General features: G+C 68.3%; 9 protein-coding genes and 1 pseudogene. All 10 read left to right on the plus strand.

The features are described 5' to 3' along the window. Positions 1 to 166 precede the first annotated feature (166 nt). On the plus strand, positions 167 to 646 hold the full coding sequence (locus AC6LJ9_RS29200) for a hypothetical protein (protein WP_498150268.1): 480 nt from the start codon (positions 167 to 169) through the stop codon (positions 644 to 646). 119 nt (positions 647 to 765) lie between these two features. Beyond that, positions 766 to 2529: a methyl-accepting chemotaxis protein gene (locus AC6LJ9_RS29205; protein ID WP_498150269.1), complete on the plus strand. Its 1764-nt coding sequence runs from the start codon at positions 766 to 768 to the stop codon at positions 2527 to 2529. 8 nt (positions 2530 to 2537) lie between these two features. After that, a complete protein-coding gene (locus AC6LJ9_RS29210) occupies positions 2538 to 3392 on the plus strand; it encodes a CheR family methyltransferase (protein ID WP_498150270.1) in 855 nt (284 codons plus the stop codon). A 20-nt stretch (positions 3393 to 3412) separates the two neighbouring features. Then, positions 3413 to 4471 (plus strand): protein-glutamate methylesterase/protein-glutamine glutaminase, encoded by a 1059-nt coding sequence (locus AC6LJ9_RS29215; protein ID WP_212317872.1) that lies wholly within the window; start codon positions 3413 to 3415, stop codon positions 4469 to 4471. A 49-nt stretch (positions 4472 to 4520) separates the two neighbouring features. Then, positions 4521 to 4910, plus strand: a complete 390-nt coding sequence (cheY, locus tag AC6LJ9_RS29220; protein ID WP_103274013.1) for a chemotaxis response regulator CheY — start codon at positions 4521 to 4523, stop codon at positions 4908 to 4910. 8 nt (positions 4911 to 4918) lie between these two features. Continuing rightward, positions 4919 to 5551, plus strand: coding sequence for a protein phosphatase CheZ (gene cheZ, locus AC6LJ9_RS29225; RefSeq protein ID WP_103274014.1), 633 nt, complete (start codon positions 4919 to 4921; stop codon positions 5549 to 5551). A 211-nt stretch (positions 5552 to 5762) separates the two neighbouring features. Then, positions 5763 to 7313, plus strand: a complete 1551-nt coding sequence (locus tag AC6LJ9_RS29230; RefSeq protein WP_498150271.1) for a methyl-accepting chemotaxis protein — start codon at positions 5763 to 5765, stop codon at positions 7311 to 7313. Positions 7314 to 7486: 173 nt separating this feature from the next. Next, complete coding sequence (flhB, locus tag AC6LJ9_RS29235; RefSeq protein ID WP_212317870.1) at positions 7487 to 8641, plus strand: flagellar biosynthesis protein FlhB; 1155 nt, start codon at positions 7487 to 7489, stop codon at positions 8639 to 8641. 3 nt (positions 8642 to 8644) lie between these two features. Beyond that, entirely contained in the window at positions 8645 to 10765 is a 2121-nt protein-coding gene (gene flhA, locus AC6LJ9_RS29240; RefSeq protein ID WP_212317868.1) for a flagellar biosynthesis protein FlhA, read from the plus strand. Further along, positions 10762 to 11280 (plus strand): annotated as a pseudogene (locus AC6LJ9_RS29245) (flagellar biosynthesis protein FlhF); the annotation flags it as partial. The gene flhA and the pseudogene AC6LJ9_RS29245, both read left to right, overlap by 4 nt.

An 11280-nucleotide genomic window follows, 5' to 3' on the forward strand; every position in this document is an offset into this window, starting at 1 on the left:
GCCGAGGGCGCCACGGCGGCGCGTCCGGCGCGCCGCGCGGCGGCGACGCCCGCCGCCACGGACGAGAAGCTGCGCCCGGCGCCTGCGTCGGCGCCTCGTCGACAGACGCAGCCGGACGACGATTGGGAATCTTTCTGACGCCGGTCGATCCGGCAAATGGGCAGGTATGCGAGGCTACATTCATCTTCTGGCAAGCGCCGCGCTGGCGGCGTTGCTGGCCGGTTGTTCGGCGACGGGGCACAACTTCGACCCGGGCAAACTCTCGACCCTGACGCCGGGGAAGACCACGCTGGAAGAGGCCTCGCGCGCGCTCACCGCGCCGCCCGACAAGTATTACAAGCAGACCGACGGCACCTTCCTGGCCCTTTGGTCCTTCAAGATCACCTTTGTCCCGGACGGCTTCTACAGCCGCAAGGAAGCGCTGCTGCAGTTCGGTCCCGACGGCCGTCTGCTGCGCCTCGTGGACAGCACCAATATTCTGCTGGAACCTTGGGAGCGTCAAAAGCTGCTGGGACCGGCGCCGCCTCCGGAAGAAAATCCGGAGCCGGCTCCCCCCGCGCCGCCGCCCGAGGTGCAAACGATCTCGATACCGGTGCCCGCGGCGCCGCCCGAGCCCGTGCGCAAGAGCGGGGCCGCCAAGTCCTGACATTCCACGGATGACGCCCCGGCCAGGCCGGGGCGCGCGTCGTTCCGGCCCGGCGGAAAGTCCGTCGCGGGCCGGGCGGTTTTTTTGGTCTGAGTTGTTCCAGAAGGATGGGGAGGAAGATGGAAGCGAGTCTCGAATCCGGTGCGAAACCCGGCAAGGTCGGCAAGAAGAAAGCCGGGCGCGCGCCCAAGGTCAAGCGCAAGCTGCGCCTGCGCGATGCGCGCGTCGGTACGATGCTGCTGTGGGTGATGGCGTTCTTCGCCGTGCTGATCGCCGCCGTGGGCGGCCTGGCGGCGTTTTTCCTGCAGCACAACTTTGAATCCATCCGCGAAGTGAACGCGCTGACCGATCGCTCCAAGCAGGTCGACGTGATCAACAGCGACATGCTGCGCGCCCGCGTCAGCCTGATGGTGGCGGCGCGCCACCTGCAGGAATCGGGTTGGGGCAGCGGCGAGAATTCCGCCCGCGACGCGGCGGCCGCCCTCAAGGGCGCGACCGACCTGTTGACCGGCGTGCGGGCCCGCTTCGCCGATTTCCAGAAGAACATGCTGCAGGACGATACCGGCCGCCAGCTGTCGATGAACCTGGTGCGCCGTTATCGCTCCTACATCGATGATGGCGTGGACACCATGGTCGAGGCGTTGCGCAGCGAGGATTATTCGACCTTCTACATGGTCAACAATGAATACGGCACGCCCCGTAGCGCCGCGTTCATCGAGGCCATCGGCGAGTTCAGCAAGTACATCGGCGACCAGCAGCAGGCCACGATCGAACAGGCCGACGCCAACTTCAACCGCGCGATGATCGCGGTGGCGGTGGCCATCGGGCTGGCGCTGGTGCTGATGGTGCTGGCTCGCGTGGTGTTCGGGCGCCTGGTGGTGCGTCCGCTGGTCGAAGCCGGTCAGCATTTCGACAAGATCGCCGCCGGCGACCTGACCACCCGCGTGGAGGTGCGTTCGCACAACGAGATCGGCCAGCTGTTCGCCGCGCTCAAGCGCATGCAGGAAAGCCTGACGCGCACGGTGTCGACCGTGCGTCGCGGCGTCGATGAGATCACGGTCGGCTCGCGCGAGATCTCGGCGGGCAACACGGACCTGTCCAGCCGCACCGAAGAGCAGGCGGCCTCGCTGGAAGAGACCGCGGCGTCGATGGAAGAGCTGGCCTCGACGGTCAAGCAGAACGCGGACAACGCGCGCCAGGCGAACCAGCTGGCGGCCAGCGCGTCGGACGTGGCCGAGCGCGGCGGTTCGGCGGTGTCGGAAGTGGTGGCGACGATGCAGGGCATTTCGGCCAGCTCGCGCAAGATTTCCGAGATCGTGTCGGTGATCGACGGCATCGCGTTCCAGACCAACATCCTGGCGCTGAACGCGGCGGTGGAAGCGGCGCGGGCGGGCGAGCAGGGCAAGGGTTTCGCGGTGGTGGCGGGCGAAGTGCGCTCGCTGGCGCAGCGCAGCGCCCAGGCCGCCAAGGAAATCAAGGGCCTGATCGAGGATTCGGTCGGCAAGGTCGGCGCGGGCTCGCAGCAGGTGGAACGCGCGGGCGCGACGATGCAGGAAATCGTGGCGTCGGTGAAGCGCGTGACGGACATCATGGGCGAGATCTCGGCGGCGTCGGAAGAGCAGTCGAGCGGCATCGACCAGGTGAACCGCGCGGTGTCGCAGATGGACGAGGTGACGCAGCAGAACGCGGCGCTGGTGGAACAGGCCGCGGCGGCCGCGGGCTCGCTGCAGGAACAGGCGCAGCGTCTGGCCGAAGCGGTGGCGGTGTTCAAGATCAACGCCGGCGAGGTCATCGAAGTGCCTGCGCATCGCCTGTCGGGCCAGCGCCCGGCCGCTGACGGCACACGGTTGCAGGCGCCCGACGCGCTTGCGCTTGAACACTGAGGCTAGCGGTGGCGACAGCGGCAAATGCGGCGCCGTCCATTTCGGTGGACCGCCAATTCGATTTCCGGGACGCGGACTTTTCCCGCGTCCGCAAGATGATTCACGAGCGTGCCGGCATTTCGCTGGGCGCGCACAAGCGCGAGATGGTCTACAGCCGCCTGGCCAGGCGGCTGCGCGCCTTGGGGCGGCAGGATTTCGCCAGCTACCTGGACCAGCTGGAGCGCCAGCCCGACGCGCCGGAGTGGGAAGACTTCATCAATGCGCTGACCACCAACCTGACGGCCTTCTTCCGGGAATCGCATCACTTTCCGATCCTGGCCGATTTCGCGCGCAGCCGCGGCGGTCCGGTATCGATCTGGTGCTGCGCGGCCTCGACCGGCGAGGAGCCGTACTCCATCGCCATCACGCTGGCCGAAACGCTGGGTCCCCGCGCCTCGTCGTCCACCGTGCTGGCCACGGACATCGACACCAATGTGCTCAACCGGGCCCGCGCGGCGGTCTATCCGGCCGAGCGCGTGGCGAAGATGGAGGAGTCGCGGCTCAAGCGCTTCTTCCTGAAGGGGCGCGGCGCCAATGCCGGCCAGGTGCGGGTGCGGCCCGAGATCGCGGACATGGTGCGCTACGACACCCTGAACCTGTTGGCGCCGTCATGGCCCATCAATGAAAAGTTCGACGCCATCTTCTGTCGCAACGTGATGATCTATTTCGACAAGCCGACCCAGGCCAGGATCCTGGAGCGGTTCGTTCCCTTGCTCAAGCCGGGCGGCCTGCTGTTCGCGGGCCATTCGGAGAACTTCACCTACATCAGCCAGGATTTCCGCCTGCGCGGTCAGACGGTCTATGAATGCGGGGGCCGGGCCTAGGCCCGCCCAGGCGGCAAAAAATGCAGAAAATCAGAGTCTTGTGTGTGGACGATTCCGCGCTGGTGCGCGGCCTGATGACGGAGATCATCAACAGCCAGCCGGACATGGAGGTCGTCGCGACCGCGCCCGATCCGCTGGTGGCGCGCGAGCTGATCAAGCGCCACAACCCGGATGTGCTGACGCTGGACGTCGAAATGCCGCGCATGGACGGGCTGGACTTCCTTGAAAAGCTGATGCGCCTGCGGCCCATGCCGGTGGTGATGGTGTCGTCCCTGACCGAGCGTGGCGGCGAAATCACGCTGCGCGCGCTGGAACTGGGCGCCATCGACTTCGTCACCAAGCCCAAGCTGGGCATTCGCGACGGCCTGCTCGAATACACCGAGATCATCGCCGACAAGATCCGTGCCGCCTCGCGCGCCAAGCTGCGCGCGCCGGCGCCGCACGCGCCCGCGGCCGCGCCGGCCCCGGCGTTGCGCCGCCCGCTCTCCAGCTCGGAAAAACTGGTGATCGTGGGCGCGTCCACGGGCGGCACCGAGGCGATCCGCGAAGTGCTCCAGCCCTTGCCGCCGGACAGCCCGGCGATCCTGATCACGCAGCACATGCCGGCCGGCTTCACGCGGTCCTTCGCCCAGCGCCTGGATGCGCTGTGCGCGGTGACGGTGCGCGAAGCCGTGCATGGCGAACGGGTCCTGCCCGGCCACGTCTATCTGGCCCCGGGCGGCGACACGCACATGCGGCTCGGCCGCAGCGGCGCCAACTACGTCATCGAACTGGAAGCCAGCGAACCCGTCAACCGCCACCGCCCGTCGGTGGACGTGTTGTTCAATTCGGCCGCGGTGGCGGCGGGCAAGAACGCCATCGGCGTCATCCTGACCGGCATGGGCAAGGACGGCGCCGCGGGCATGCTCGCCATGCGCCGCGCCGGGGCCCACACCATCGCGCAGGACGAAGCCAGCTGCGTGGTGTTCGGCATGCCCCGCGAAGCCATCGCCATCGGCGCGGCCGAAGAGGTGGTTTCGCTTTCCGCGATGAGTGAGCGCATTCTGACTCGCCTGGGAGACCGCGGCCACCGCGTTTGACGCGGGGTTTCGCGATCGTTCCCAAGCACATTTCTTTTGGAGTAGGAAGATGGTAGACAAGGGCATAAAGATTCTGGTGGTGGATGACTTCCCCACCATGCGGCGGATCATCCGCAACCTGCTCAAGGAGCTGGGTTTCGAGAATGTGGATGAAGCCGAGGATGGCGCCATCGGGCTGGAGAAGCTGCGCAACGGCGGCTTCCAGTTCGTGGTGTCGGACTGGAACATGCCCAACCTGGACGGCCTGGAAATGCTCAAGCAGATCCGCGCCGACGCCGCGCTGGCCACGCTGCCGGTGCTGATGGTGACGGCCGAGGCCAAGAAGGAAAACATCGTGGCGGCGGCCCAGGCCGGCGCCAACGGCTACGTGGTCAAGCCCTTCACGGCGGCAACGCTGGAAGAGAAGCTCACGAAGATCTTCGAGAAAATCGCAGGCTGAGGTGCGCCATGAGCACGACGGAAAATGTTGATCCGGCGGAATCCCCAGATCTGATTCACCGCATCGCCTCGCTCACGCGCATGCTGCGCGACAGCATGCGCGAGCTGGGCCTGGACCAGGCGATCAAGGACGCGGCCAACGCGATCCCCGACGCGCGCGACCGCTTGCGCTATGTGGCGCAGATGACCGAGCAGGCCGCCAACCGCGTGTTGAACGCGACCGAGGCGGCCGGCCCGATCCAGGACGGCATGTCGCGTTCGGCGCAGTCGCTGGACAGCCGCTGGCAACAGTGGTTCGACCAGCCGCTGGAAATGCCCGAGGCCCGCGAGCTGGTCAAGGACACCCGCGCGTTCCTGCAGGACGTTCCCAAGCAGACGCAGGAGACCCAGTCCAAGCTGATGGAAATCATCATGGCGCAGGACTTCCAGGACCTTACCGGCCAGGTCATCATGCGCATGATGGACGTGGTGGGCGCGATCGAGCGCGAGCTGCTGCAGGTGCTGCTGGACAACGTGCCGCAGGAGCGGCGCGACGAGGCCAACAGCCTGCTCAACGGTCCTCAGGTCAGCCCGCAGGGCAAGGCCGACGTGGTCACCAGCCAGGATCAGGTCGACGACCTGCTGGCCAGCCTGGGTTTCTAGGCGGCCGCGCGCCGCCGGCGGGCCACGCCGGCGGCGCTTGCCATCGCCCGCATGGATGATTTCCCTTAAATGCGGGCGCCAGGGCGGGTGATAGACTCTCGGCCATAAGAACCAGAATCAGGGCCATGCAGCGAGAGACAGGACGCGCGGCCGCGCGTCCAGGCAACGGATCTCCACAGAAGACGATCCGGGCCGGCACTAGGAGAGTATCTTGGCCAGATCCATATTCCGCCTGGGCGGCATTTGGGGCTTGTTGCGCCGCCTGAACCGGGGCGAGGCCGTGCTGTCGGAGCGGGCGCTGTCGCTCAGTCCGGCTGCGTGGCCGCTGTACCGTTTCCTGGGGTCGATGCGCCAGCGCATCGCCACCGTCCGTCAATCCAGCATCGAGATCGCGCTCAACGCCGCGCGCACCCAGTTCCAGGCCGGGCGCTGTTCGGCGCTGGCGCAGGAGCAGGCGCGCGCCGCCGAGGCGCTGGCCGCCAGCGGCGCGCAGATCGCCGGCCTGTCGGCGTCCACGTCCACGCATGCGCGCGAAATCGCCGAGGTGTCCGGGCAGAACCTGCAGGCGGCCGAGCGGGCGCTGGCAGAGCTGTCCGAGGTCAAGGAGCGGGTCGACCGCATGAATCGCGAGATGTCCGCCTTCACCGAGGTGGTGGGGCAGCTGACCCTGCGCGCGCGCTCGGTGGGCGACATCAGCAAGCTGATCAAGGACATCGCCTTGCAGACCCAGCTGCTGGCGCTGAACGCCGGGGTCGAGGCCGCCAGGGCGGGCGACGCTGGCAGGGGCTTCGCCGTGGTGGCCAGCGAGGTCGGCCGGCTGGCCGAGCGCGTCAACGCGGCCACCAGCGACATCGGCAGGCATACCGGCGAAATGCTGGAGCTGGTCGATTCCACCGGCCGCCAGACCGACACGCTGCGCGCCGACGTCGAGGCCTCGGGCGAGGTGCTGACGCGCACCAGCGCCGATTTCGACCGCTTCGTGCATGATTTCGAGGGCATGAACCGGCAGGTGGGCGAAGTGGTGCAGGCGATCGGCGAGGTCGACGCCACCAACCACGGCATGAGCGAGGAGGTCAGCCGCATCGCGGCGCTGGCCGCCGACGTGCTCGAACGCGTGGGCAGCATGTCGGGCGAGATCGACCGCATCCGGCGCCAGACCGAGAGCGTGCAGGAAGTGCTGGCCGCCACGCGCACCGGCGACACGGCCTTCGACCTGCTGTCCGAGGCGCTGGATGCCTTCCGCGAGCAGGCCGCGCGCCTGCTGGAAGGCGCGCGCAAGCGCGGGCTGGACGTGTTCGATCGCCACTACCAGCGCATCGCGCAGAGCGATCCGCCGCGCTACCACACGGTCTACGACCGAGGCATCGACGAGGCGCTCACGCGCTTGCTGGACAGCGTGCTGGAAGCCATTCCGGGCGGCAGCTACGCGCTGCTGGTCGACGCGCGCGGCTACGCGCCGGCGCACAACAGCCGCTATTCGCACGCGCCCACGGGCGACCCGAAGGTGGACATCGCGCGCGCCCGCCACAAGCGCATCTTCGACGACCCGGTGGGCCAGCGGCTGGCGGCCAACACCGCCGGGCAGCTGTTCCAGACCTATTCGCGCGACACCGGCGAGATCGTCAACGACATCTCCGTCCCTGTTTATCTGGGGCCGGAACACTGGGGCGCGGTACGGATCGGGCTGGACTATGCCCGTTTCCAGGCGGCGACGGAGCAGGGCGCCCAGGCCGGCGCCCATCCCCTGACCGCCGTCGGCTGAACGCCGCCGGCGGGGCCGGCCGGGGCGGCGTCGGACCCGGCCCGGCGCCGCATTGCGGAATAGCGCCGCTTTCCCCCCGTTTCTTGGCTTATCGCGCAAAGGCCAGGCCTCCTAGAATCTCGGCGGGCAGCTCGTAACCGCAAAATCCACGGGCGCCGACACCACCGCAGAGCATGGCCGACGAAAGCGACCTCGAGAAAACCGAAGCCGCCTCTCCCAGGCGCCTGGAAAAGGCGCGCGAGGAGGGGCAGATCGCGCGTTCCCGGGAACTGGGCACGTTCATGATGCTGGCCGCCGGCGTCGCGGCGATCTGGCTGGGCGGCGGCTCGCTGTACCGGGGCCTGAGCGGGGTGCTGCGCAACGGCCTGGCCTTCGACCAGCGCGTGCCGCTGGATCCGGGCGTGATGGTGGAGCAGGCCGTGCAAGGCTTCGGCCAGGCGCTGATGACCCTGCTGCCTATCTTCGGCCTGCTGGCCGTGATCGCGGTGCTGTCCAGCGTGGTGCTGGGCGGGATTGTGATCTCGGGCAAGCCGCTGCAACTCAATCTGTCCAAGCTCAGCCCGCTCGCCGGCCTCAAGCGCATGTTCTCCTCGCAGACGGTGGTCGAGCTGGTCAAGGCGCTGGCCAAGGCCCTGCTGGTGGGCGGCGTGGCGGTCTGGGTGATCTGGCGCTACCACGACGACATGCTGGGCCTCATGCACGTGGCGCCCTCGGCGGCGCTGACGCGCGCGCTGACCATCGTCGCCATCTGCTGTGCGCTGATCGTGGCCTCGCTGGCGGTGATCGTCGCGCTGGATGTGCCCTGGCAGATCTGGAGCCACCTGAAGAAGCTGCGCATGTCCAAGGAGGACGTGCGCCAGGAACACAAGGAAAGCGAGGGCGACCCGCACGTCAAGGCCCGCATACGCCAGCAGCAGCGCCAGGCCGCGCGCCGCCGCATGATGGCCGACGTGCCCAAGGCGGACGTGGTGGTGACCAACCCCACGCACTATGCCGTGGCGCTGCAGTACGACGAATCGAAGAACGGCGCGCCGCGCGTGCTGGCCAAGGGCACCGGCCTGATCGCGGCCAAGATCCGCGAGCTGGCTGCCGAACACAAGATTCCCACATTGGAAGCGCCGCCGCTGGCGCGCGCATTGCATCAACACGTCGAGCTGGGACAGGAAATCCCGGCCGAGCTGTATACCGCGGTGGCCGAAGTGCTGGCGTGGGTGTTCCAGTTGCGCTCGTGGCGCGCTGGCTGGGGGGCCGAGCCGACCGCGCCGTCCCGCCTGCCGGTGCCGGCCGCGCTGGACCCGCAAGCCAAGACCGCAGCTCAAGGAGTCTAAGGAATGAGCGCTCTGCTCTCCATGCTGAAGAACAATGGCGCCGCGCACGCGCGGATCCTGGCCGGCCCCATCCTGATCGTGATGGTGCTGGGCATGATGGTGTTGCCGCTGCCCACCTTCCTGCTCGACCTGCTGTTCACCTTCAACATCGCGCTGTCGGTGATGATCCTGCTGGTGGCCATGTTCACGCGCAAGCCGCTGGACTTCGCCGCCTTCCCCGCGGTGCTGCTGTTCGCCACGCTGCTGCGGCTGTCGCTGAACGTCGCCTCGACCCGCGTGGTGCTGCTGCACGGCCATACCGGCCCGGACGCGGCGGGCAAGGTGATCGAGGCCTTCGGCCACTTCCTGGTGGGTGGCAACTTCGCGGTCGGGATCATCCTGTTCGTGATCCTGACCATCATCAACTTCATCGTCATCACCAAGGGCGCGGGCCGTATCGCCGAAGTCGGCGCGCGCTTCACCCTGGACGCCATGCCCGGCAAGCAGATGGCGATCGACGCCGACCTGAACGCCGGCCTGATCGGCGAGGACGAGGCCCGCAAGCGGCGCGCCGAGGTGTCGCAGGAATCGGACTTCTTCGGCTCCATGGACGGCGCCAGCAAGTTCGTGCGCGGCGACGCCATCGCCGGCCTGCTGATTATGGCCATCAACATCATCGGCGGCCTGATCGTGGGCGTGGCCCAGCACGATATGTCGATGAGCGATTCGGCCCGTGTCTACACGCTGCTGACGATCGGCGACGGCCTGGTGGCCCAGATCCCGGCGCTGGTGATCTCGACCGCGGCCGGCGTGGTGGTGTCGCGCGTGTCCACGGACCAGGACATCGGCCAGCAGATGATCAGCCAGCTGTTCTCCAACCCCAGCGTGATGTTCCTGACCGCGGGCATCATCGGCATCATGGGGCTGATCCCGAACATGCCGCACGTCGCCTTCCTGACGCTGGCCGGTGGCCTGGCCTGGGGCGGCTGGACGCTGAACAAGCGCCGCAAGGCGGCCGAGGAAGCCGCGCGCGAGGTGCCGCAACAGGCGGTGACGCAGGCGCAGGCCGCGGCCGCCGAGGCCAGCTGGGACGACGTGTCCATGGTGGATCAGCTGGGGCTGGAGGTGGGCTACCGGCTGATTCCGCTGGTCGACCATGCGCAGAACGGCGAGCTGCTGCACCGCATCCGCAGCCTGCGCAAGAAGTTCGCCCAGGACGTGGGCTTCCTGCCTCCCGTGGTCCATATCCGCGACAACCTCGAACTCAAGCCCAACGACTACCGCATCCTGCTGTCGGGCGTGGAAGTGGGCCATGGCGTGGCCATGCCCGGCCAATGGCTGGCGATCGACCCGGGCGGCGTGACCATGCAGATCAAGGGCACGCCCACCACCGACCCGGCCTTCGGCCTGCCGGCGCTATGGATCGACGGCGGCTTGCGCGACCAGGCCCAGGTGGCCGGCTACACGGTGGTGGATGCCGGCACGGTCGTGGCCACCCACCTGAACCACCTGATGCACCGCCACGGCTCCAGCCTGCTGGGCCGCCAGGAGGTGCAGCAGCTGCTCGAGCGCATCGGCCGCGATTCGCCCAAGCTGGTCGAGGACCTGGTGCCCAAGACGCTGTCGCTCACGGCGCTGCAGAAGGTGCTGCAGGGGCTGCTGTCGGAGGAAGTGCCGATCCGCGACATGCGCACCATCATCGATACGCTGTCCGAGCATGGCCCGCGCCTGGCCGCGCTGGCGGCCGCCACCGGCGGCCAGCCCGACATCCAGGAACTGATCGCGCTGACCCGCCGCTCGCTGGGCCGCGCCATCACGCAGCAATGGTTCCCCGGCGAGGGCGAACTGCGCGTGATCGGCCTGGACGTCAAGCTGGAGCGGGTACTGGCGCAGGCGCTGACCACCAGCGGCGGCCTGGAGCCGGGCCTGGCCGACACCTTGCTGCGCGAGACGCATGCGGCGCTGGAGCGTCAGGAGTCGCAAGGCAACGCGCCGGTGCTGCTGGTGTCGCCGGTCCTGCGCGCGCCTTTGTCGCGCTTCCTGCGGCACCACCTGCCGCAGTTGGGCGTTTTGTCGAATACGGAAATACCGGATGAGCGCATGGTCCGCGTGACGGCGCTCATCGGCGGAGGTAACGGGGCATGAAGATAAGCCGCTTTTTCGGGCTGAACAGCCGTGACGTGATGCGCCAGGTGCGCCAGGTGCTGGGGCCGGACGCGCTGATCGTGTCGAACCGCAGCGTCGACGGCGGCATCGAGGTGCTGGCCACTGTGGACGGCGCCTTCGACGAGGCTGCCGGACAGGCGCCGCAGCAGCCGCAACAGCACGCGTCGCAACAGGCGCCTCAACCGGCCACGCATCACGCGCCCTATCAGGAGCAGACGCCCGCCGTCATGCCGCCGACGGCCTATCCGGCGCCGTCGCGCCCGATCGCCGCCTACCAGTCGGCCTATGCCGCGTCGGCATTGCCGGAAGAAGAGGATGAGGCGGGCATGATGCCGGCGTCCGCGCCCGCCGCGCCGGTGCGCGTGGAAATTCCGCCGCTGCCGTCCGCCGCGCCGGTGCGGATGGAGATGCCGCCCTTGGCGCCAGCCGCGCCGGTGCGCATGGAAATGCCGCCCTTGCAGGCCGCGCCGCAGGCCCGCGCGCCCGCCATGCCC

The sequence above is a fragment of the Achromobacter sp. 1011811831 genome (genome assembly GCF_059760905.1).

Bases quoted from the DNA above. Each gene is read 5' to 3' on its own strand.
- cheZ (WP_103274014.1), top strand. From the start codon at position 4,919: ATGAGCACGACGGAAAATGTTGATCCGGCGGAATCCCCAGATCTGATT.
- AC6LJ9_RS29215 (WP_212317872.1), top strand. From the start codon at position 3,413: ATGCAGAAAATCAGAGTCTTGTGTGTGGACGATTCCGCGCTGGTGCGC.
- AC6LJ9_RS29200 (WP_498150268.1), top strand. From the start codon at position 167: ATGCGAGGCTACATTCATCTTCTGGCAAGCGCCGCGCTGGCGGCGTTG.
- cheY (WP_103274013.1), top strand. From the start codon at position 4,521: ATGGTAGACAAGGGCATAAAGATTCTGGTGGTGGATGACTTCCCCACC.
- flhA (WP_212317868.1), top strand. From the start codon at position 8,645: ATGAGCGCTCTGCTCTCCATGCTGAAGAACAATGGCGCCGCGCACGCG.
- flhB (WP_212317870.1), top strand. From the start codon at position 7,487: ATGGCCGACGAAAGCGACCTCGAGAAAACCGAAGCCGCCTCTCCCAGG.
- AC6LJ9_RS29205 (WP_498150269.1), top strand. From the start codon at position 766: ATGGAAGCGAGTCTCGAATCCGGTGCGAAACCCGGCAAGGTCGGCAAG.